At 70.9% G+C, this 22,385-nt stretch carries 21 protein-coding genes; 6 read left to right on the top strand and 15 right to left on the bottom strand.

Going from position 1 to position 22,385, the window contains the following annotated elements:
- Positions 1–119 precede the first annotated feature (119 nt).
- From pepN to AB0C19_RS15995, 3 genes are all read left to right on the top strand, one after another.
- Entirely contained in the window at positions 120–2,669 is a 2,550-nt protein-coding gene (gene pepN / locus AB0C19_RS16005; RefSeq protein WP_357185206.1) for an aminopeptidase N, read from the top strand.
- Positions 2,670–2,918: 249 nt separating this feature from the next.
- Positions 2,919–6,191, top strand: a complete 3,273-nt coding sequence (locus tag AB0C19_RS16000; RefSeq protein ID WP_357185203.1) for an RHS repeat-associated core domain-containing protein — start codon at positions 2,919–2,921, stop codon at positions 6,189–6,191.
- A 52-nt stretch (positions 6,192–6,243) separates the two neighbouring features.
- Positions 6,244–6,432, top strand: coding sequence for a hypothetical protein (locus AB0C19_RS15995; protein WP_357185201.1), 189 nt, complete (start codon positions 6,244–6,246; stop codon positions 6,430–6,432).
- 71 nt (positions 6,433–6,503) lie between these two features.
- On the opposite strand, the gene AB0C19_RS15990 is transcribed toward AB0C19_RS15995, so the two are convergent.
- The 14 genes from AB0C19_RS15990 to AB0C19_RS15925 all read right to left on the bottom strand — a co-directional run bounded on the left by AB0C19_RS15990 (position 6,504) and on the right by AB0C19_RS15925 (position 19,527).
- Positions 6,504–6,911, bottom strand: coding sequence for a DUF5130 family protein (locus AB0C19_RS15990; RefSeq protein ID WP_091405419.1), 408 nt, complete (start codon positions 6,909–6,911; stop codon positions 6,504–6,506).
- Positions 6,898–7,194 (bottom strand): hypothetical protein, encoded by a 297-nt coding sequence (locus tag AB0C19_RS15985; protein ID WP_112584149.1) that lies wholly within the window; start codon positions 7,192–7,194, stop codon positions 6,898–6,900. The genes AB0C19_RS15990 and AB0C19_RS15985 overlap by 14 nt, the downstream gene beginning before the upstream one ends.
- Positions 7,195–7,269: 75 nt before the next feature.
- Positions 7,270–8,733 carry an amidase gene (locus AB0C19_RS15980; RefSeq protein WP_357185196.1) on the bottom strand — a complete coding sequence of 488 codons (1,464 nt, stop codon included), beginning with the start codon at positions 8,731–8,733 and terminating at the stop codon, positions 7,270–7,272.
- Positions 8,734–8,911: 178 nt separating this feature from the next.
- A complete protein-coding gene (locus AB0C19_RS15975) occupies positions 8,912–9,913 on the bottom strand; it encodes an amidohydrolase family protein (RefSeq protein WP_357185193.1) in 1,002 nt (333 codons plus the stop codon).
- Positions 9,913–10,437: a 3-hydroxyanthranilate 3,4-dioxygenase gene (locus AB0C19_RS15970; protein WP_112669228.1), complete on the bottom strand. Its 525-nt coding sequence runs from the start codon at positions 10,435–10,437 to the stop codon at positions 9,913–9,915. The genes AB0C19_RS15975 and AB0C19_RS15970 overlap by 1 nt, the downstream gene beginning before the upstream one ends.
- Positions 10,434–10,856 (bottom strand): RidA family protein, encoded by a 423-nt coding sequence (locus AB0C19_RS15965; protein ID WP_091405437.1) that lies wholly within the window; start codon positions 10,854–10,856, stop codon positions 10,434–10,436. Before AB0C19_RS15965 ends, AB0C19_RS15970 begins: the two co-directional genes overlap by 4 nt.
- Positions 10,853–11,626 carry a fumarylacetoacetate hydrolase family protein gene (locus AB0C19_RS15960; RefSeq protein WP_357185188.1) on the bottom strand — a complete coding sequence of 258 codons (774 nt, stop codon included), beginning with the start codon at positions 11,624–11,626 and terminating at the stop codon, positions 10,853–10,855. Before AB0C19_RS15960 ends, AB0C19_RS15965 begins: the two co-directional genes overlap by 4 nt.
- A complete protein-coding gene (gene dmpG, locus AB0C19_RS15955) occupies positions 11,623–12,747 on the bottom strand; it encodes a 4-hydroxy-2-oxovalerate aldolase (protein ID WP_357185185.1) in 1,125 nt (374 codons plus the stop codon). The genes AB0C19_RS15960 and dmpG overlap by 4 nt, the downstream gene beginning before the upstream one ends.
- The gene (locus AB0C19_RS15950) at positions 12,744–13,679 is read right to left on the bottom strand and encodes an acetaldehyde dehydrogenase (acetylating) (RefSeq protein WP_357185181.1); all 936 of its coding nucleotides are present in this window, start codon (positions 13,677–13,679) and stop codon (positions 12,744–12,746) included. The genes dmpG and AB0C19_RS15950 overlap by 4 nt, the downstream gene beginning before the upstream one ends.
- Complete coding sequence (locus AB0C19_RS15945) at positions 13,676–14,473, bottom strand: fumarylacetoacetate hydrolase family protein (protein WP_357185178.1); 798 nt, start codon at positions 14,471–14,473, stop codon at positions 13,676–13,678. The genes AB0C19_RS15950 and AB0C19_RS15945 overlap by 4 nt, the downstream gene beginning before the upstream one ends.
- Positions 14,474–14,493: 20 nt before the next feature.
- Complete coding sequence (locus AB0C19_RS15940) at positions 14,494–15,975, bottom strand: 2-hydroxymuconic semialdehyde dehydrogenase (protein WP_357185320.1); 1,482 nt, start codon at positions 15,973–15,975, stop codon at positions 14,494–14,496.
- A 23-nt stretch (positions 15,976–15,998) separates the two neighbouring features.
- The gene (locus tag AB0C19_RS15935; protein ID WP_357185175.1) at positions 15,999–17,336 is read right to left on the bottom strand and encodes an NAD(P)/FAD-dependent oxidoreductase; all 1,338 of its coding nucleotides are present in this window, start codon (positions 17,334–17,336) and stop codon (positions 15,999–16,001) included.
- A complete protein-coding gene (gene kynU, locus AB0C19_RS15930) occupies positions 17,333–18,610 on the bottom strand; it encodes a kynureninase (protein WP_357185172.1) in 1,278 nt (425 codons plus the stop codon). Before kynU ends, AB0C19_RS15935 begins: the two co-directional genes overlap by 4 nt.
- Before the next feature lie 14 nt (positions 18,611–18,624).
- Positions 18,625–19,527, bottom strand: a complete 903-nt coding sequence (locus AB0C19_RS15925; protein WP_357185317.1) for a tryptophan 2,3-dioxygenase family protein — start codon at positions 19,525–19,527, stop codon at positions 18,625–18,627.
- Positions 19,528–19,675: 148 nt separating this feature from the next.
- Here AB0C19_RS15925 and AB0C19_RS15920 point away from each other — a divergent pair, with 148 nt between their 5' ends.
- From AB0C19_RS15920 to AB0C19_RS15910, 3 genes are all read left to right on the top strand, one after another.
- The gene (locus tag AB0C19_RS15920) at positions 19,676–20,140 is read left to right on the top strand and encodes an Lrp/AsnC family transcriptional regulator (protein ID WP_357185169.1); all 465 of its coding nucleotides are present in this window, start codon (positions 19,676–19,678) and stop codon (positions 20,138–20,140) included.
- A 99-nt stretch (positions 20,141–20,239) separates the two neighbouring features.
- Positions 20,240–20,764 (top strand): hypothetical protein, encoded by a 525-nt coding sequence (locus AB0C19_RS15915; RefSeq protein ID WP_357185166.1) that lies wholly within the window; start codon positions 20,240–20,242, stop codon positions 20,762–20,764.
- Positions 20,765–20,839: 75 nt separating this feature from the next.
- Positions 20,840–21,616, top strand: coding sequence for a class F sortase (locus AB0C19_RS15910; RefSeq protein ID WP_357185314.1), 777 nt, complete (start codon positions 20,840–20,842; stop codon positions 21,614–21,616).
- Here AB0C19_RS15910 and AB0C19_RS15905 read toward each other — a convergent pair.
- Positions 21,559–22,383: a MerR family transcriptional regulator gene (locus tag AB0C19_RS15905; RefSeq protein WP_357185163.1), complete on the bottom strand. Its 825-nt coding sequence runs from the start codon at positions 22,381–22,383 to the stop codon at positions 21,559–21,561. The two genes, AB0C19_RS15910 and AB0C19_RS15905, sit on opposite strands and share 58 nt — an antisense overlap.
- Positions 22,384–22,385 lie beyond the last annotated feature (2 nt).

The following is a 22,385-nucleotide window of genomic DNA, read 5'->3' as shown; positions in this document are numbered from 1 at the left end:
GCCACCGCGGGCTGCCCGTACATGGAAGACTCGAATCGGGCCAGCCGTCACGAGCGGTAGGCGAACGGGCGCCGCCGGGCGTACGGCGACATGTGGGATGGAGACGAACAGTGCCGGGAGTGCGCAACCTGACGCAGGTCGAGGCGACCGAGCGGGCACGCCTGCTCAACGTGACGGGGTATGACATCAGTCTGGACCTGTCCAGCGCCGTGCTGGCGGCCGACGGCCGCACGTTCAGGTCGACGACCGAGGTTCGGTTCCGCTGCTCCGAACCGGGCGCGAGCACCTTCATCGAGCTGGCCGCCGAGTCGGTGCGGTCCGCGACGCTGAACGGCACGCCCGTCGACCTCTCCGCCTGGTCCGCCGAGAAGGGCCTGACCCTGTCCGGGTTGGACAGCGACAACGTCCTGGTGGTCGACGCCGACTTCGGTTACTCGAACAGCGGCCAGGGTCTGCACCGGACCGTCGACCCGGTGGACGGCGAGACGTACCTCTACAGCCAGTTCGAGACGGCCGACGCGCAGCGGGTGTTCGCCTGCTTCGACCAGCCCGACCTGAAGAGCGTCTACACCTGGCACGTCACGGTGCCGGCGCACTGGCGGGCGGTCTCCAACATGCCCGTGCAGCGGGAGGAGCCGGCGGGTGAGGCGCTCAAGACGCTGCACTTCACCGAGTCGCCCCGGATGAGCACCTACATCACGGCGATGTGCGCCGGGCCGTACCACGAGGTGCGCGACGCGCACGACGGCATCGACCTGGGGGTGTTCTGCCGGGCGTCGATGGCCCAGTACCTGGACTCCGACGACCTGTTCCTGATCACCAAGCAGGGCTTCGACTTCTTCCACGAGAAGTTCGACGTGCGCTACCCGCTGCCGAAGTACGACCAGCTCTGGGTGCCCGACTTCAACGCCGGCGCGATGGAGAACTTCGGCTGCGTCACGCACGCCGAGTCGCACTACCTCTTCCGCTCGCAGGTCACCGACTTCGAGTACGAGCAGCGGGCCAACACGATCCTGCACGAACTGGCCCACATGTGGTTCGGTGACCTGGTCACCATGCGCTGGTGGAACGACCTGTGGCTGAACGAGTCGTTCGCCGAGTGGGCCAGCCACTGGTGCAACACCAACGCGACCCGGTTCACCGAGGCGTGGACGACCTTCCTGTCCATCCGGAAGAACTGGGGCTACCGGCAGGACCAGCTCTCCTCCACCCACCCGGTCTACACCGAGATGCCGGACATGGAGGCCGTGGAGGTCAACTTCGACGGCATCACCTACGCCAAGGGCGCGAGCGTGCTCAAGCAGCTCGTCGCGTACGTGGGTGAGGAGCCGTTCGTGGCCGGGCTGCGGGCCTACTTCGGCAAGCACGCCTGGGGCAACGCCACCTTCGACGACCTGCTCACCGAGCTGGAGGCCGCATCCGGGCGGGAGCTGCGCAAGTTCGCCGCGCAGTGGTTGGAGACCGCACAGGTCAACACGCTGCGCCCGGAGGTGACCATCGGGGCCGACGGCACGTACGAGCAGGTGCTGGTGCGGCAGGAGGCTCCTGCGGCGTACCCGACGCTGCGGACCCACCGGATCGGCGTGGGCCTGTACGACCTGACCGACGGGCGGCTGGTCCGTCGGGAGCGGTACGAGGTGGACGTGACCGGCGAGCACACGGATCTCGCCCCGCTGCGTGGCGTCCGGGCGGCCGACGTGTTGCTGCTCAACGACGACGACCTCAGCTACACCAAGCTGCGCCTCGACGAGCGTTCGATGGCGACAGTGGTGCAGCACATCGGTGGCTTCGACTCGTCGCTGGCACGCGCGCTCTGCTGGACCGCCGCGTGGGACATGATCCGCGACGCCGAGCTGTCCGCCCGGGACTACGTGGCGCTCACGCTGAGCGGGCTGCCCGCGGAGACCGACATCAACCTGGTCACCGCCACCCTGCGGCAGGCGACCACCGCGCTGACCCTGTACGCCGACCCGGCCTGGGCGCCGACCGGCTGGGCCGACCTGGCCCGTACCGCCCGTGACGCACTCGCCGCCGCCGAGCCCGGCAGCGGGTTCCAGTTGGCCTGGGCCCGTGCGTTCACCTCGGCGGTCCGCTCCGAGGAAGACCTGGCGACGCTGCGCGGTTGGCTGGACGGCACCGGGATGCCGGCCGGGCTGACAGTCGACACCGAGCTGCGCTGGTCGGTCCTCGCCGCCCTGGTGGCCAACGGTGCCGCCGGGACTGCCGAGATCGAGGCGGAGCTGAGCAGCGACCGCACTGCCAGCGGTGAGCGGGAAGCCGCGTACGCGCACGCGTTGATGCCGACTGCCGAGAACAAGGCCGCCGTGTGGGCCCTGCTCACCGGCCCGGACGCGCTGCCCAACTGGCGGCACCGGGCGCTGTTGCAGGGCTTCGCCCACCCGGCGCAGGTGGATCTGGTCGCCCCGTACCGGGAGCGGTACTTCGCGGCGGTCGGGCAGGTGTGGGCCACCCGGGACAGCGAGCCGGCGCAGGAGTTCGCCCAGTTGGCGTACCCGACCTACCTGGTGGAGGACGACACGGTGGCGGCCACCGACGCGTGGCTGGCCGGTGACGGGCACCCCGCCCCGCTGCGTCGGCTGGTGGCCGAGGGCCGCGACGGTGTGGTGCGGGCGCTGAAGGCCCGTGCGAAGGACGCCCAGAGCGCCTGAGCAGCGGTGTCCGGCTCGGGGCCGGCGTGGGTGTGAACCCGCGCCGGCCCCGAGCCGTTTCCCGATCCCGTCCGAAGATCCATCATTGGTCACTCCTGTGACCGGCCAATAACACGCGGTCATCCGCATCGGTACGCATCGACGAAACTTTCTGGATCACTGACAAAAGATCCGAATGATTGCCGCGCATCAAGTAATCGATGTGTGACGATCTCGTGCGTTGTCGCCACCAACGCACGGGAGGGAACCGTGGCCTTACGCCATCGCGCGTTCTGGACACTACTGATCGTCACTTCATCGGTGCTCACCGTACCGACGGCGCCTGCCGCCGCCGCACTCGGTCGCCCGGAGTCCACCGCCGACCGCATCGCTGCGCCGGCACAACCGGGCTCACCCGGCTCGTCCGCCGCAATCGCGCTGGGCCCGTCGAGCGCGCCGGTCAGCATGCTCGCCGGCCCGATCTCGGTGCCGGTCGGCACCGGCCCGGTCCGCAACGGCTCGTTCACCAGCTTCGCGTTGACCGACCGGGTGACCGCCGAGGTCAACACCGGCTCGGGCAACCTGCTCATCCGCAGCACCGACCTGGTACTTCCCGGCATCGCCCGCGACCTCGTTCTCGGCTCTGCCTACAACAGCCTGTTCACCGGCAGCGGGCTGGCGACCGGATCGCTCGGTCACGGCTGGCGGACCCGCACCGGCGTGGACGTGAAGCTGATCAAGGCCGACGACAACTCCGTCACCTATGTCGCCTCGGACGGGGTGGTCGGAAGGTTCACACCCAACGGGTCCGGCTACACCACCCCGAACGAGTTCAAGGCGACCCTCGCCACCGACGGCTCGGGCTGGAAGCTGACCGAGCACGAGAGCGGACGGCGGCTCTACTTCACCTCCGCCGGGCTGCTGGACCGCAGCCTGGACCGCAACGACAACGTCACCGACTACGCCTACGACGGCAACGGTCGACTCACCACTGTCGTCTCCGACCGGGGCACCCAGGCCGTGCGCACGGCGACCGTGCTCTACGGCAGCCACGGCTACATCTCGAAGATCGAGCAGCACGGCGACGGCGGCCTGTACCGGCGCATCGAGTACGCGTACAACGCCAACGGTGACCTCACCGAGATCTGCTCGCTGACCGAGGACGACATCCGCTTCGTCTACGACTCCGCACACCGGATCACGAAGATCTCCAGCGGCATCAGGGGTTCGGACGTGGGTTCCGTCGCCACCCTCACCTACGACTCCGCGCACCGGGTCACCTCGATCCAGCGGGTCGTCGACGAGGAGGACGCGCCGGGCGCGACGGCCGTCACCCGCTGGGCGTACCCGTCCGCCACGCAGACGCTGATCGCCGACGCCAACACCAACCAGTCGCAGCCGGTCACCTCCGTGCCGCGCACCACCTACACGATCAACTCCGACAAGCGGGTGACCAAGGCCGTCGACCCGGAGGGCAAGACGCGGGAGAACTCCTACACGCCGTACAACGACGTGCTGACCTCCACCAACGGCACGGGCGGCGTCACCAGCAACGGGTACGCGGCCAACGGCGGGCAGTCGCTGACCGCCTCTGCCGCGCCGACCGGCGCGGACATCGCCTACTCGTACGCGAACTCCGCCACCCCCAGCAATCCGACGGCGAACTTCCAACCGTCGTCCAGCTCGGACGCGCAGGGCAACACCAACACCTACACGTACAACGGTGCTGGCAACCGGTTGTCCTCGAAGGACGCCCAGGCCGCCGAGGCGAAGATCGAGTACAACAGCGACGGCACTGTGAAGTCCTCGACCGATCCGGGCAACGGCACGAACAGGACCACCTACCAGTACGACTCCAACAAGCAGCTGATCTCCGTGACTCCCCCGAGTGGCACCTCGCTGGGCGTCCGCACGATCAACTACGACGAGTTCGGCCGGGTGCACGAGGCCACCGACGGCGCCGGGCGCACCACCCACTTCGACTACGACAAGAACGACCGGGTTACGAAGATCAGTTACTCGGACGCGACGCACGACGTCTCGTACACCTACGACGCCGCCGGCAACGTCTACGCCCGAGAGGACGGCAACGGCTACCAGAACTTCGCGCACGATCGGCTCAACCGGCTGGTCGGCCGTCAGGCCACCCACCAGTACGTCTACGACCCGGTCGGCAACCTCGTCGAGTTGCGCGACCAGCGGGGCAGCTCGTTCTACACGTACAACGCCCGCAACCTGCTCACCAAGCTGGTCGCCGGCAACGGCACCTACACCTTCGGCTACGACGACGACGGGCGGCGGACCTCGACCAAACTTGCCGTCTCCTCGGTGACAGCGGCCGAGACGGTCACCGCGTACGACCAGTCCGGACGGATCACCCGTACCACCAGTAAGCGCTGGCAGTCCGGCACGGCCAGCACCGTCTTCGACGTGTCCTACTGCTACGCCAAGCGAGTCGGCACCGCCGCCTGCTCCACGGCAAAGACCGACGACACCGGTCTGCGGCAGTGGCAGACCGACCACCACCGCGCGGGCGCGGTGAGCCTGTACACCTACGACCAGGGCAACCGGCTCACCAAGGCCACCAGCATCGACGGCAAGACCTACGACTACGCCTACGACAGCAACGGCAACCGCACCTCGGTCAAGGTTGACGGCACCACAACGCAGACGCTGACGTACAACGCCGGCAACCAGATCACCAGTTCCGGCTACAGCTACGACGGGGCCGGCAACCAGAAGAGCGGGTCCGCCGCCCGCTCCTTCGTCTACAACGCCGCAGGACAGCTCACCAGCGGCAAGGACTCCACCAACGCGTCGGTGACCTGGGAGTACAGCGGACCCAACCAGGTCGAGCTCGGTTGGAAGACCACCCCCTCGTTCGAGCACCGGTACCTCTACGGGCTGGACGATCAGAACGGCCAGCCGATGCTGCAGAGCTACACGGTGCCCAGCTCGTACAGCAGGCACTACGTCGAGCGCGACCAGCTCGGCACTCCGCTGGGCTTCCGGGCGAAGACGAACGGGGTCTTCCACCACTACTTCTACGTCCTCGACGGACTCGGGTCGGTGGTGGCCCTGGTCAAGTACGACGGTTCACTGGCCGCCTCCTACACCTACGACCCGTACGGCAAGGTGGTCAAGACCGTCGACAACGGCGACGAGACCGAGGAGAACGCGCTCGGCTTCGCCGCTGGTCTGCGCAACGACGACCTCACCAAGTTCGGCCGTCGCTGGTACGACCCGGCGACGGGTCGCTTCACCCAGCAGGACAGCCTCGCCTTCATCGGAGACCCCGCCACCGGCAACCGGTACGCCTACGCCGCCGCGAACCCGGTGAACTACCTCGACCCCACCGGCCTGGAAGTCGACTACGGCGAGTCCTGCGCGATCGGTGCCGCCGGCGGCCTCGTCACAGGTGCGATCGGTGGGGCGGCCGGCGGAGTCGCCGGCGCCCTGGCCGGTGGTGCCCTCGGTGCGGTGGGCGGCTGCGCCGGCGGCATCGTCACCAAGTACCTGACCGACGAGGCCGAGAAGGACTGACGGCGCGAGACCGCGGGTAGTGGTCGACGCAGTGACGAAGGGGGACACGCAGATGAAAAGGTCACGACGACCGGTGTTCGCGGCGGTGTTGGCGCTGCTACCGGTGAGCATCCTGCTGGCGGTGCTCAACGACAGCCCGATCTGGGTCGCGCTGGTCAGCTGGGTCGCCGTCAGCGCGGTGGTGACCGTCCCGCTCGCCCTCGCGCTCACCCGACTTCGGTCCCGCAGCGGCCAGCGCTGACGAGGCGGTAGGCCAGCACCCGACGAACCCCGGTCCGCGATCAGCGGGCCGGGGTTCGTCGTACGGGTGGGTCAGCCCTTGCCGGCGTGGCTGGCGAGCTGGTCGAGGCCGTTGATGATGCCGCCGGCCAGGTCCCCGCCGCTGAACGCGCCGACCATGGAGAGCGCGGCCAGCTTGGCGTAGGTGTCGGGGATGCGCTTGCGGGCGTACCGCCCGGTGATGATCTCCAGCTGACGCTGGTTGGGCGACACGGCGATCAGCACCGACTTGTCGGGCTCGGCGAGCTGACGGTGCAGCCGCTGGGCGTGCTCCCGGATCGGCTCGTCGAGACCACCGACAAAGACCGAGAAGACCAGGCCGGTGCCCTTGTCGGCCAGGCGCAGGGCCTCGTCGATGCGCAGCAGCTGGCGGGTCGAGAACGGCCCGTCGAGCACCTCGGGCGGATTTTCCGACCCGGTCTGCTTCTCACCAACGGTCACTTGCGCCTCCGGTTCCACCGGCCGGCGCCTCGACGCTGGCCTGCTCAAGCTTGTGGCTGGTCAGCGCGGGCGCCTGCGCCCCCGCCGTCAGCGCGGTGCCGGCCGAGTCGGCCAGCTGCTCCGGGCGGCCCAGGAACCAGACCGGAGTGAAGTCGAAGGGCCGGCCCGGACGGTAGCGCTTGGCGCCACCGCCACCGCCGGTGGCACCCCCGCGGCTACCGGCGTACGACAGGCCGGCGATGACCAGCACCGCGGCCAACGGGATGCCGACGAAGACCAGCAACGTCTCGGTAACAGACAATCCCAACGCCCCCAGGCGGAAGAAGGACGACCTTGAACAACCGGGTCGGATGGACGATCACGCTGCCGACCGCCCGACTCCGTCGCCATTCACGTTAGCGGAGTCGACGGCCCGCCAGATTGCGGGGTGCCGATCCCATCCGTCACTCGAGTTCTCCAGTTGCGCAGCGGTAGCGATAAGCCGCGCGTCGTCGCCGTACCGGCCGGTGAGCAGCACCCCGACGGGCAGGCCGTCGGTGGTGGTACCCAGTGGCAGGGAGACGGAGGGATCCCCGGTGACGTTGAAGATGGCGCAGTAGGGCGAGAACCGGCGTTGCCTGTCGAAGTCGGCGGCCGGGTCCGCGTCGGCGGTGAACCAGCCGACGGGTGCCTGCGGGGTGGCCAGCGTGGGACAGAGGAGCAGGTCGCAGCCGGCGGTGCGGCGGGCACCGAGGCGCACCTGCGCCTGCAACTCCCCGAGGGTGGCGGCCAGGGTGCCGGCGGAGAGTTCGGCGCCCCGGGCCCGGAGCAGCCGGGTCAACGGCAGCAGCTCCGCCTCCCGCTGCGGTGGCACCGGGGTGAGCGCCAGGACGTACCAGAGGATCTCGAACAGCGGCCAGGCCGCCGGCCCGAGCGGCGGCGGCACCTCGACCACCTCGTGGCCGGCCGCCGTGAGCAGCGCGGCGGCCCGGTCCACGGCGGCCACGCAGTCGGGGTGCACCGGTTCGTCGGCGAGCATCGGCGTGGTGAACCGGCCGATCCGCAGCGGGCCGGGCTCGGCCCGGCGCGCGACGGCCAGGTAGCCGCCGGGCGGCGCGGGTGGCGGCAGGTAGGGCTCGCCGGGGACCGGGACTGCCATGACGTCGAGCAGAGCGGCGACGTCGGTGACCGTCCGCCCGAGCGGGCCGCTGGTGGGCAGGCCGAACGCGCCGGAGCCGATCGGCCCGCCGGAGACGAGGCCCCGACTGGGCTTGTAGCCGACCAGGCCGCAGAGCGACGCCGGGATGCGCAGCGACCCACCGCCGTCGGACCCCTGGGCGACCGGGACCAGCCCGGCCGCGACCGCCGCCGCGGCGCCGCCGCTGGACCCGCCAGCCGTGTACGTCAACTGCCACGGGTTGCGGGCCGGCGGCGCGACCCGGCCCTCCGAGTAGAGCGAACAGCCCAGCTCGGAGGTGGTCGTCTTGCCCAGGCTGACCAGACCGGCGGCCTTGATGAAGCGGACCACGTCGGCGTCGACCGGCGGGACGAAGTCGAAGAAGGCGGCCGAACCGAAGGTGGTGCGCACCCCGGCGGTGAGCGTCAGGTCCTTGATGGCGGTCGGCACGCCGTGCAGCGGGCCGCGCTCCTCGATCGGCACCGCGTCGGCGGCGCGCGCGGCCTGCCGGGCGAGGTCCGGTGTGACGGTGACGAACGCGCCCACTGTGTCGCCGAGCGCCGCCACCCGGCGCAGGGAATGCTCGACCAGGTCGACGCTGGACAGCTCGCCGCGGGTCATCGCGGCGGCCTGCTCCAACGCGGTCAGGTCGTGCGGCTCGGCCATGCCGCCATCCTGCCGGCCATCGGCCCTTCGCGCAGCCGACACGCGCTGGCGGCCGGAAACGGACCAACCGGACGCCGGACGCACGCTTGGCGTGTCGAGCCCCAGATCTTGGACAGTTTCCGTCAGCGCCGGACGGAAAATGTCCAAGATCTGCTCACGTCGAGGCGAGGCGCTGTGCTCAGCCGTGCAGGAAACGCATGGCGTTGGTGGACAGGAGCTTGTCGCGTTGGCCGTCGGTGAGGAAGTCGGCCGCGTGAACCACAGCGCCGGCCGGCCGTTCGCCAAGCGGGTACGGGTAGTCGCTGCCGACCAGTACCCGATCCTCCCCCAGGGTGTCGACAAGCAGCCGCAGAGCGGGTGGCGCGAAGACCACCGAGTCGACGCTGAACCGGTCGAGGTAGCTGCTGGGCGGGCCGGCGGACGCGCCCCGGACCAGGTCGCCACGGCGGTGCCAGGCGTTGTCGGCGCGGCCGAGCCAGAACGGGAAACTGCCGCCGCCGTGCGCGAAGCAGATCCGCAGCGTCTCGGGCACCCGGTCGAAGACACCACCGAGGATCATCGCCAGCACCGACAGGTGCGTCTCGGCGGGCATCCCGGCGAGCCAGCGGGCCATCCAGCGGTCCAGTCGCGGCCCGCCGGGCATGTCCCACGGGTGGACGAAGACGGGTGCGCCCACCTCGGCACAGTGCTGGAGGAAGGTGACCACGCCGGCGTCGTCCAGGTCCCGGTCGCCGACGTGGTTGCCGATCTCCACGCCCACGTGCCCGGCGGCGAGGCTGCGGTCCAGTTCGGCACAGGCGGCGTCCGGGTCCTGGAGCGGCACCTGGCAGAACGGCACCAGTCGGTCACCCCCGGCCGCGGTGACCTCCAGGGTCAGGTCGTTGAAGATCCGGGCGACCTTCACCGCCTGGTCGGCCGGGCGGTCGTAGCTGAAGAAGACCGGGGTGGGCGAGACCACCTGCACGGCCACGCCATCGGCGTCCATGTCGGCCAGTCGGCGCGACGCGTCCCAGCACTCGGCGCCGACCGGACGGAACTCCGTCTCCCCCACCATGATCATGGCGGCGCGCTCGGAGTCGACCCGCAACCACGGCCAGCCGGACCCGCCGCACGCCGCGCCGAGGTCCGGCCAACCCTTCGGTACGACGTGCGTGTGCACGTCGACCACGCCTGCGGGCATCAGCCCTTGCCCGGGTGCAGGGTGCCGCAGTTGGCGCAGGTACGTGCCTGCTCGTCGGCGTAGAACGCCTGGAACACCGGGGGCAGATCGGCGGCGATGTCACGGACCTGCAACTCGACCTCGTGCACCTTGCTGCCGCACTCCGGGCAGTACCACTGGAACGTCTCCAGCGTGCCCTCCTCGCGGACCCGCTCGACGACCACGCCGATCGAGCCGGCCTCCGGCCGCTGCGGCGAGTGCGGGGTGTTGCGCGGGAGCATCCACATCTGACCCTCGCGCACGTGCACGGTACGCGGCCCCTCCGGGGTGACCAGGTTGATGTGCATGTTGCCCTTGACCTGGTAGAAGAACTCCTCGTACGGGTCCACGTGGAAGTCGGTGCGCTGGTTGGGCCCGCCCACCACCATCACGATGAAGTCGTCCCCGCCGGGGAACATCTCCTTGTTGCCCACCGGGGGCTTCAACAGGTGCTGGTTGTCGGCGATCCAGCCCGGAAAGCTGAACGGTTCGGCGATCTCACTCACGACTGACCTCCCGAGGGAAGAAGGGCCACGGCCTGGATTTCGATCAGCAGGTGCGGGTGCGGCAGTTGGTGCACCGCCACCGTCGTACGGGTCGGTCCGGAGGCGTCGAAGAACTCGGCCCACACCTCGTTGTAACCACCGAAGTCGTTCATGTTGACCAGGTAGGTCGTCACCTGGACCAGGTCGGTGAGGTCAGCGCCGACCGAACGCAGCAGATCCCGCACGTTCTCGATCACGGCCCGTGTCTGCACACGGATGTCGAGGTTGGTGGTGCCGAACCCGTCCACCTCCACGCCGGCGAAGGTGTTGTCCGGGCGCCGCGACGACGTACCGGAGACGAAGACGAACCCGCCGGCGACCTTGACGTGCGGAAAAGCCCCCCGTGGGACGGCCTTCCCGGCCACCACCCGGGCGGTCACGACGACGCCCGCAGCGAGGCGGTGCCGAGCTTCTCGACGACGGCGCGAACGTGGGCGCCGGGACGCAGCGGAACAGCGGCGGTGGCGGCACCGGCCAGGAAGACCCAGCCGGACTCCAGCCGCACCCCGTGCCGGCCCGCCAGCCGGATGCCCTCGTCGAGCGCCCGGCGCGGATCACCGAGGATCGCCGCCGTCGAGCCGACCTGCGCCACCCGCCCGTCGACCTCCAGCAGCACGCCCAGGTTGTCCAGCCCCGCCGGCACCGGCGACCACGGCCCGATCACGAAGGCGGCGGCCGAGGTGTTGTCAGCGACCACGTCCGGCAGCGAGAAACGGAAGTCCGCGTACCGGGAGTCGATCAACTCGATGGCTGGGGCGACAGCGCGGACCGCCGTGGCGAAGTCGCCGACCGGCTCACCCGGCTCGGGCAGCCGGTCCAGCAGGAACGCCACCTCCGGCTCGACCCGGGGGTGGATGAAGGCGGCCGGGTCCACGGCGCCGCCGTCGGGCACCCGCATCGCGTTGGTGAGCCGCCCCCAGATCACCTCGTCCACGCCGACCTGGGCCATCTTCGCCCTGCTGGTCAGCCCCATCTTCAGCCCGACCAACCGCTCACCGGCGTTCAGCCGGCGTTGCAGCAGCGCGGCCTGCACGGCGTACGCGGTGTCCACGTCGAGGCCGGTCTCGGCGGCGAGCTGCGGGATCGCGGTGGCCGTGTCGGCCGCCGTGCCCAGCTTGTCGGCGATCCCGACGATGTCCACGCCGATCATGCTGCGCCACCTTCCGTTCGCGACTGCGGGGCTCGCAAACCCGGCTCACTCCTCGCGCTCGCAGCCTGCTCCTTGTCGGCCAGGTCGAGTGCCACGTCCACGATCATGTCCTCCTGGCCGCCCACCATCCGGCGGCGGCCCAGCTCGACCAGGATCGAACGGACGTCCACGCCGTACTTCGTGGAGGCCCGCTCGGCGTGCCGCAGGAAGCTGGAGTAGACCCCGGCGTACCCCAGGGAGAGGGTTTCCCTGTCCACCTGGACCGGCCGGTCCTGCAGCGGGCGGACGATGTCGTCGGCGGCGTCCATCAGCGCGAACACGTCGCAGCCGTGCTTCCAGCCGTGCAGCTCGGCGACCGCGACGAAGACCTCCAGCGGCGCGTTGCCGGCACCCGCGCCCATGCCCGCGAGGGAGGCGTCGACGCGGACCGTCCGGCCGTGCACCGCGTCCGGGCCGACCGGCGCGGACCCGGTGACCCGGCCGTGCTCGACGGCGAGCACGCTGTTGGCCACCCCGAGCGACAGGTTGTGGTGCGCGTGGATGCCGATCTGCGTCTCCGGCGCGAGGACCTGCCGGTACGCGTCGACCCGCTGCGCCACGTCGGACATCAGCAGCCGGCCGCCGGAGTCGGTGACGTAGACGCAGTGCGCGCCGTACGACTCCATGAGCTTGGCCTGCCCGGCCAGCCCGGCCGCATCGAACATGTGCGACATCATCAGGAACCCGGCCACGTCCATGCCGTTCTCCCGGGCCCAGGAGATGTGCTGGGCGGAGATGTCCGCCTCCGTGCAGTGGGTGGCGATCCGGACGCTTGTCACCCCGAGCGCCTTCGCGGCCTTCAGGTCGGCGATGGTGCCGATGCCCGGCAGCAGCAGGGTGGTCAGTTTCGCAGTGGTCAGCACCTCGGCCGCCGCCGAGATCCACTCGGCGTCGCTGGCGGCGCCGTGGCCGTAGTTGACGCTGGAGCCGGCGAGGCCGTCACCGTGCGCCACCTCGATGGCGGCCACCCCGGCGGCGTCCAACGCGGCGGCGATGGTGCGTACGTGGTCGACCGTGTACTGGTGGGCGATGGCGTGCATGCCGTCGCGCAGCGTCACGTCCTGGATGTACAGCTCGGTCATGGCGCGGCCACCTCCGAAGAACGCAGGGCGACCAGCCGCTCCGCGGTGCGCAGCGCGGCCGAGGTCATGATGTCCAGGTTTCCGGCGTACGCGGGCAGGTAGTGCCCGGCGCCGGAGACCTCCAGGAAGACCGACACCTGAAGAGCGGTGAGTCGCCGCCCGAGCGTCGGCAGGTACGCCTCGACCCGGTCGAACTGCACGTCCTGCTTGAGCCGGTAGCCGGGGACGTACTCCTGCACGGCCGCCACCATCTCGGCCACCGAGGCGGCGATGGCGTCGGTGTCGGCGTCGGCGTCCGGGCAGAGGCAGTAGACGGTGTCCCGCATCAGCAGCGGCGGGTCCGCCGGGTTCAGCACGATGATCGCCTTGCCCCGCTCGGCACCGCCCACCACCTCGATGGCGCGGGCCGTGGTCTCGGTGAACTCGTCGATGTTGGCCCGGGTGCCCGGCCCGGCGGACTTCGACGCGATCGACGCGACGATCTCGCCGTACGCCACCGGGGTGACCCGGCGTACCGCGGCGACGATCGGCACTGTCGCCTGCCCGCCACAGGTCACCATGTTGACGTTGGGCTGGTGCAGGTGCTCGTCGAGGTTGACCGGCGGCACCACGTACGGGCCGAGCGCGGCCGGGGTCAGGTCGACCACGGTGCGGCCGTGGGCGCGCAGCACCTCGTCGTGGCGTCGGTGCGCGCCGGCCGAGGTGGCGTCGAACACCAACTCGACGTCGGCGAACTCGGGCATCGCGACGAGCCCGTCCACGCCGTCGGCGGTGGTGGCGACGCCGAGCCGGCGAGCACGCGCCAGGCCGTCGGAGGCCGGGTCGATGCCGGCCATCGCCACCATGCGCAGGCTGTCACTCAGCCGCAACACCTTGATCATCAGGTCGGTGCCGATGTTTCCCGATCCCAGCACCGCCACGTTAGTGGTCACTGGTTGCCTCCATCACTGAAACACGTCCGCACCGAGCCGAGGCCGGAGATCCGGGCCTCGTACGCGGCGCCCGGGGTGACCGGCACCATCGGACCGAGCGCCCCGGAGAGCACCACGTCCCCGGCGCGCAGCGGGTCACCGGCGCGGGCGAGGGTGCCCGCCAACCACTGCAGGGCGTGCAGGGGGTTGCCCAGGCAGGCGGCGCCCGCGCCCACCGAGACCGGCTCGCCGGCGTGCTCCAGCACCATGCCGCACAGTCGCAGGTCCACGTCGGCGAGCCGGCGTGGCGTGGTGCCGAGCACGAAGAGCCCGCTGGAGGCGTTGTCGGCGACGGTGTCCACGATGGAGATGTCCCAGGCGGCGATCCGGGAGTCGACGATCTCGATCGCCGGCAGTACGTGGTCGACCGCGCGGATCAGGTCGACGGTGGTGAGCTGCGGGTTCGGGAGATCCTTGTCGAGCACGAAGGCGATCTCCGCCTCGACGCGGGGCTGGAGCAGCCTGCCGATGGGCACCTCGACCCCGTCGCCGACCGCCATGGCGTCGGTAAGCATTCCGAAGTCCGGCTGGAACACCCCGAAGGTCTCCTGGACGGCCCGGGAGGTCAACCCGATCTTCGCGCCGACCCGGCGTTCGCCGCGGCCCTGCCAGGCCCGCGCCTGGAGTTGCTGCACCCGGTACGCGGCCTCGACGTCGCCCTCCGGCAGCAGCCGGCCCCGCAGCGGCGCGCACGGCTTGCCGGTGCTGCGGGCGTCGGCCAGCTCCCGGTTGGCGGCCTCGATGTCAGCTTCCATGCCCGCTCCCTCGCTACGGCTCACGACAGGTCCACGCAGACGTTCGTGAGCTCGGAGTAGAAGTTCAACGAGTGCACGCCGCCCTCGCGACCGATCCCGGACGCCTTCACCCCGCCGAACGGGGTCCGCAGGTCACGCAGGAACCACGTGTTGACCCAGACGATGCCGGCGTCGAGCCGGGCGCCGGCCCGGTGCGCGACGCCCACGTCCCGGGTCCACACGGTCGCCGCCAGGCCGTACTCGGTGCCGTTGGCGAGGGCGTACGCCTCGTCCTCGGTGTCGAACGGCGCGACGTGCACCACCGGGCCGAAGATCTCCTCCCGGTTGGTGCGGGCGTCCGGGCCGAGCCCGGTGAGCACCGTCGGCTGCACGTACGACCCGCCGTCGCGGGTGTCGCCGAAGGTGGGCGTGCCGCCACCGGTGAGCACCTCGGCGCCCTCGGAGCGGGCCAGCTCGTACGCGCCGAGCACCTTCCTGCGGTGCTGGTGGGAGATCAGCGGCATGGTGGCGGTGGCCTCGTCTGTCGGCCAGCCGTACGCCAGCTCGCCGGCCCGCTTCGCCAGCCGGGCGGTGAACTCCTCGAAGACCGGTCGCTGCACGTAGATGCGCTCGGTGCAGAGGCACACCTGCCCGCCGTTGGTGAAGCTGGACCGCACCGAGCCGGCCACCGCGGCGTCCAGGTCGGCGTCGGCGAAGACCAGGCCGGCGTTCTTGCCGCCGAGTTCGAAGCTGACCGCCTTCACCCCGTCGGCGGCGGCCCGCATGATCGCGCCGCCGGTGGCCGACTCGCCGGTGAACGTGATCGCGTCGACGCCCGGGTGACGGGTGAGGAACTCACCCGCCGAGTCCGGTCCGAAGCCGTGCACAAGGTTGAACACCCCGGCCGGTACGCCGGCGGCGGCCATCACCTCGGCGAGCACCGTCGCCGAGGCGGGAGTCTCCTCGCTGGGCTTGACCACGACGGCGTTGCCGCAGGCCAGCGCCGGAGCCACCTTCCAGGTGAGCAGCAGCAGCGGCAGGTTCCACGGCACGATGACCGCTACCACGCCGACCGGCTTGCGCAGCGCGTAGTTGAGTGCCCGGCCGCCGGTCGGGGTGACAGTCGTGAACGACTCGGTGGGGGCGGTCGCCACGATCTCCGCGAACGCCCGGAAGTTCGCCGCGCCGCGCGGAATGTCCAGGGTGCGGGCCTGGGCGATGGACTTGCCGGTGTCGGCGACCTCGGCGGTGACAAGGTCGTCGAAGCGGCGCTCCAGCTCGTCGGCGACACGGCGCAGCACCTCGGCGCGCTCGCGCTCCCCCATCCGGCCCCACGGCCCCCGCAGCGCCGCCCGGGCGGCGGCAACCGCATCGTCGACTGTGGACCGCGACGCCTCGTCCACCTCGAAGACCTGCTCCCCGGTGACCGGGCTGGCCTTGGCGAACGTGTCTCCGCCGTCGACGAACTCGCCGGCGACGAAGTTACGCAACCGCCGCGGGCCACTCGGCGCGTGGCCGGCCATCAGCCGCGGATCCCAGTTGCCGGTCATGCCCGCCTCCCTCGGCTCAGTGCCGCACCGATCGCGCCGACCAGCAGCAGCGCGGCCCCGCCGACGACAGCCCCGAGCACCCGGTGCTGTCGGCGCACCTGGCGGCGCACCTCCGCGTACGGGGTGGTGGAGAACGACACCAGCTCGTACTGGGAAACGTACCGGCCGGGCAGGGCCCGTTCCAGTGCGTGCTCCACCCGTCGCCGGGTCTGGAAGACCGGGGAAGCGACCTTGTCCCGCATCTCCACGAAGTTGGTCAGCGCCATCGTCGCAATGGCCTCGGCGTTCTCCTGTCGGCGGCGCTGGAACAGCGGCAGCGCCGCCAACCAGTCGTCGGCGCACTCGTCCAGGCAGCGGTCCAACTCGACCACGTCCTCGAAGGCGCAGTTGGCGCCCTGGCCGTAGAACGGCACGATGGCGTGTGCCGCGTCGCCGAGCAGGCCGACCTTTCCGTTGACCTGCCACGGGGTGCAGCGCACGGTGCCGAGCACGCCCACCGGGTTGTGCTGGTAGTCGTCGATGAGGTTCGGGGCCAGCGGGACCACGTCCGGGTAGTGCTCGGTGAAGTGCCGTTCGATCTCCGCCGGGCTGGTCAGCGAGGCGAAGCTGCCGGCGCCGTCGTTGGGCCAGAACAGCGTGCAGGTGAAGGAGCGGTCCGGGTTCGGCAGCGCGATCATCATCGAGGTGCCGCGCGGCCAGATGTGCAGCGCGTCCTCCTCCAGGGCGAAGTCCCCGCCCAGCGGCGGAATCGTCAGCTCCTTGTAGCCGTAGTCGAGGAAGTCCACGCTCTCGTCCAGCAGCCCGTACGCCAGCAGTTGCCCACGCACCGCGGAGCCGGCGCCGTCGGCGCCCAGCACGACCGACGCCTTCGCCGCGACAGTGCCCTGCGGGGTCTCGAAGCTCAGGGCGCCGTCGGTCGGGTCGAGCCCGACCAGCCGGTGGTCGAAGACGACCCGCACCCCGGGCAGCGCCGCGGCCTCGTCCAGCAGAGCGTTGTTCAGCGCACCCCGGCTGATCGAGTTGATCGCCCGGTCGCCGGCCGCGCTGTACGACTGGAACTGCTGCTCGCCCTCGACCGGGTGGATCATCCGGCCGCGCATCGGCAGCGCGTCGGTCATCACCTGCTCGGCCAGCCCGATCCGGCGCAACGCGTCCAGGCCGCGCTCGGAGAGCGCCAGGTTGATCGAGCGACCGCGTTCGGCGGTGCCGGCGCGCGGGTCGGAGCGGCGCTCGTAGAGGGCCACCGGGTAGCCACGCCGGGCCAGGAAGCAGGCCGCCAGACAGCCGGCCAGCCCGGCACCGATGATCGCGATCTCGTCGCGCCGCGCGGTCATGAGGTCGCCCCCACCGTCGCGGCGAGCGCGGCGGCGGCACGCCAGCAGTCGAGGTACGTGGAGTACAGCGGCACCGGGGCGAACCGTACGACGTCGGGTTCGCGGGCGTCGGCGATGACCCCGTGTTCGTACCGTAGGCGTTTGGTCAGCTCGTTGGCGCTGCCGGAACCGATGCGCACGGAGAGCTGGCAGCCTCGGCGGGCCGGGTCGCGAGGGGTGACCACCCGCAACGGCCGGCCGACCGTCACCTCGTCGAGCAGTGACTCCAGCCAGCCGGTGAGACGCTGGCTGCGCGCACGCAGCGCTGTCATGCCCACCGCGTCGAACAGCTCCAGCGAGGTACGCACCGGGCCCATCGCGAAGATCGGCGGGTTGGAGATCTGCCAGGCCTCCACAGTGGCCGGTGGCCGGGACGTCGGCGTCATCTCGAACCGGGTGGCCGCCGCTGTGCTCCACCATCCCTCGAACCGGGGCAGGTTCTCGTCGCCGAGGTGCCGCTCGTGCACGAAGACGCCGGCGAGGGCACCCGGGCCGGAGTTCAGGTACTTGTAGGAGCACCACGCGGCGAAGTCGACGTCCCAGTCGTGCAGGGCCAGCGGCACGTTGCCGACCGCGTGGGCCAGGTCCCAACCGACCACCGCGCCGGCGGCCCGGCCGGCAGCCGTGATCGCCGGGATGTCCAGCAGCTCACCGGTGAGGTAGTTGACCCCGCCGAGCAGCAGCAGCGCCACCCGGTCGCCCTCGGCGGCCAGGTAGTCGGTCACGTCCTCGGTGCGCAGGGCGTCCTCACCCGCGCGCGGCCGCAACCGGACCACGGCGTCGTCCGGGTCCAGGCCGTGGAACCGGGCCTGGCTGCGCACGGCGTAGCTGTCCGAGGGGAACGCGGCGTCCTCGATGACGATGCGGGTGCGCGCGCCGGCCGGTCGGTAGAAACTCACCATCAGCAGGTGCAGGTTGACGGTCAGCGAGTTCATCACCACGGCCTCCGCGGGCCGGGCGCCGACCAGTCGCGCGGCCGGCCCGGTCAACAACTCGTGGTACGGCAGCCAGGGGCGCTCCGCCTCCAGGTGCCCCTCCACGCCGAGCCGCCCCCACGCGTCCAGGTCGGCCAGGAGTTCGTCGCGGGTGGCCCGAGGTTGCAGGCCGAGCGAGTTGCCGGCCAGGTACGCCGACTCGGGGTGGTCACCACCGTCGGCCGGTGGCACGTGGAACAGGTGCCGGTGACCGGGGTCGGCCTCGTCACGACGGTGCGCTTCGCGTTCTGGGGTGTGCATGTCTCGCTCTCCGGTCACATCGCTGTGCGGGCCGACCACAGCTCCGGGAAGACCACCCGGGCCATGCTGCGCTGCAACCACGCCAGGCCGGCGGAGCCTCCGCTGCCGACCTTGGCGCCCATCGTCCGCTGCACCGCCTTGACGTGGTTCCAGCGCCAGTCGCCGAACTCCTCGGCGACAGCGCTCAGCGCCTCGCCGAGCAGCCGCAGGTGATTGTCCGGGCTGGCGTCGTCGTAGATTCGTACCCAGGCCGCCTCGACCAACGGGTGCGGGTCGTGTTCGACGGCCACGTCCCGGTCGAGCAGGTCGGCGGGGAGGCCGAAGCCGTGCCGGGCGAGCAGCGCGAGCACGTCGTCCCAGAGGCTCGGGGTGGTCAGCGCGGCGCTCAGCTCGGCATGCACCTCGGTCTGCCGGCGGAACGGGCGGATCAGCGTCGGGTCGCGCAGCCCGAGCAGGAACTCCAACTGCCGGTACATCGCCGACTGGAAGCCGGAGGCCTCACCGAGCAGATTGCGGAACCTGTTGAAGTCGGCCGGGCTCATCCAGCGCAGGCCCTGCCAGGCGGCGTTGAGCCCCTCCAGGTGCAGCTTGGCTCGGCCCAGCGGGGCCAACGCCTCCCAGATCTGGTCGGCGCGGATCAGCCGCTGGGTCTCCCGCAGCTCGTGGCAGGTCAGCCCGAAGTACAGCTCCATGATCTGGCTGACCATCAGGAAGGACATCTCGCCCGGGTCGCTGCTGAGCGGGTGCTGCATCTTGTGCAGGGCGCTGGCCTGCACGTACGCGTCGTACGGCACCATGTCGGCGAACTCCAGGGTCGGCTCGCCACCGGTGCGCTCCGCCTGCGCGGCACGCTGCCCTGGGGTCACCGGTTGCACCGTGGCACGGCGGTTCGGCGCCCGCCGCTCCGTCTGATCCACCATCTCGTCTCCCTCCCCCGGACTAGCCGACGTCATGATCTCGCGGTCGGATCGGCCTGCGGAATGCCGAATCAACGGCTCTCGCCGGCTTCTCCTGGCAAACCAAAGGCAACTAGGCGAAGTCGGTTCACGAAAGTAAGGTCTGAGCGTGGACGACATGGACTGGGCGCTGCTGCGCGAGTTGCAGGCCGACGCGCGGCTCTCCTTCAGCGAGTTGTCCCGGCGGGTGCACCTGTCGCCACCGTCGGTCGCGGAGCGGGTCCGCCGGCTGGAGGAGGCCGGGATCATCACCGGCTACCACGCCCACGTCGACCTGAGCCGCGCCGGCCGTAGCGTGGTCGCGCTGATCCGGATGTCCTGCTACGGCGCGCGGTGCATCCTGCACGACCCGGCGGTGGCCGACTGGCCGGAGATCCTGGAGATCCACCGGATCACCGGTGACGCGTGCAGCGTGCTGAAGGTGGCGGCCGGCTCGATCGGCGCGTTCGAGGGGGTCATCGACCGTCTCGCCCCGTACGGCCAACCGTCGAGCACGATGGTCCTCTCCTCACCGCTGAACTGGCACCCCGTCACCCCCCTCCCCACCACCGGGCCCATCCCCCGCCCGCGCTGACCCCCCGCCCACAGTGCGGGTTTGCCCCCGCGCCAGCGGGAAAGCAGCGCGCGTGCCCAGGGGAGGGTTCCGGCGGTCGTCGCCGGTTGGGGGGAAATCATGCAGGCATTCCGCACGATCAACCGCGCGCTCTCGTCCGCACTGACACTGGTGGGGCTTGTCGGGGCGTTCGTCCTGTTGTCGGTCGCACCGGCGCGAGCCGGCGAGAACGTCTTCGTCGAGGTGACACCGAACAGCGCCCAGGCCGGCAGCCGCGTCAGCATCAAGGCGAGCTGCGACAACGACAACAACAACCGGCAGTCCAGCGTGCACTCCGACGCGTTCGGGCACGTGCAGCTCAAACCGGACAAGGGTTTCCTGACCGCGCAGGTCACCATCGCGAGGGACAAGCCGGCCGGTGACTACCCGGTCGACCTGCGCTGCGAGAACGGTCAGACGTCGTCGACCACGCTGACAGTGCTGAACATGGCCTCACCCAGCAAGGGCCCGGCGACCGGTGGCGGCGGAATGGCCGGCGGGCGCGGCGCCGGCTCGCTGCTGGTGCTCGGTGGCGTGGCGTTGGTGGCCACCGCGATCGTGCTCGGGATGGCCGGCGGCCGGCGTCGACCGGGAGCCGGCTCCTGAGCCGGATCACCCATGACCCGCAGATCCGCGCGTGCGCGGCCGGATCGCCGCGCCCGCCTCCGGGCCGGGCCGGCGCTGCGCGCGTCCGGACGGCTGGTGGCCCGCGTCTCCGGACGGCTGCGCCGGGTCGCCGGGCAGGCCGTGTCGGCCAGCGTCACCACCACCGATCCGGCCGCCCGCCCGCTGCCGCCGCGGCGTCCGGCCGGGCCGTCGTCGGCCCGACACCGGTTCGCTACGAGCCCCGGATTGCCGGTGCTGGCCATCGCCGCGCTGATGGTGCTGATCGTGGCGATGCTCGGCGTCGAGCAGGTGACCGGGATGAGCCTGTTGCCGGACCGGCTCAGCGCCGGACTGCGACCGCCGCCGAAGAAGTTCCCGGTACTGCCGGCCAGCCGGCCCACCAGCCTCGCCATCGAGAAGATCGACGTGCGAGCGCCCGTACACGACGTGGGCATCGCCCCGGACGGCACGATCGCCGTGCCGGACGCGGCCCGCGCCCAGGAGGCCGGCTGGTACGACCAGGGCCCCACCCCGGGCCAGTACGGCCCGGCCGTGATCGTCGGGCACGTCGACACCACCAGCGGGCCGGCGGTCTTCCACAAACTCCGCGAGTTGCGCTCCGGTGACGAGATCGAGGTCACCCGCACCGACCAGCGGGTGGCGGTCTTCGAGGTCAACTCCGTGGAGAAGTTCGACAAGGGCCGCCTGCCGGTGGACGAGGTGTACGGCGACTTCAGCCGCCCGAGCCTCCGGTTGATCACCTGCGGTGGCCAGTGGGTCGGCGGCGAGACCGGCTACGCGGACAATGTGGTGGTCTTCGCCTCGCTGGTCAAGACGCGTTCAGGCGGCTGACCGGCATCGACGTATTCGGCGAGCCGGGCGGCCCCGGTGAGCATGGCCCGGCCTCGTTCGGTGAGCCGTTGCCGCCACTGGCGCAGCGACGCGGCGAGCGGTTCGGCACCGCCGGCGTCGCGCACCCGACGCAGCACGCCGGCGATGTGGTCGAGCCGGTACCCGCCGCGGCGCAACAGGTGGGCCAGTTCGGCGTCCCGGACGTCGTCGGGACGGTAGAGCCGGTAGTGGGTCACTGGATCACGTACCGGTCGCAGCACCCCTGCCCGCTCCCATTTGCGCAGCGTGGCCGGCTGTAGACCGAGCCGGTGAGCCAGCACGCTGATCGGCACGGCTTTCTGGCTCTGCGGCTGCGGTCTCGTTCCGGTGAGCGTCGCCACCGCGGCCTCGACCGCGCCCAGGGTGTCCCGATCGCGCTGGAGCAGGGCATGCCCCGTGTCGATGGTGCGCAACGCCGTGTCGATCTCACCGCGGTTGACGGCCCGCATGATCTCGCCGCTGGCCGGATAGCCGTGGCCCGGGATCAACGCGAGGTAGGCACGCAGCGCCTTGGCGTGCAGCTCGGTGAAGCGACGGTAGCCGTTCGGGGTGCGTTGGGCCGGAGGCAGGACGCCGTCTCGTTCGTAGTTGCGCACCGCCTGCGCGGAGAGGCCGTGGGCGCGCGCGAGGTCGACCGGCCGGCGTACCAGTCGGTTTGAAGGTTTTATGGCTGTCACCGCGCTCCACCGCTCGTGAGTTTCAACCGCTGGTTCAACGATACGGTTCATGG

It is taken from the genome of Micromonospora sp. NPDC048842 (assembly GCF_040649935.1).
GTDB classification, from domain to species: Bacteria; Actinomycetota; Actinomycetes; order Mycobacteriales; family Micromonosporaceae; genus Micromonospora; species Micromonospora hortensis.
This window is presented reverse-complemented; position numbering and strand designations above follow the sequence as displayed.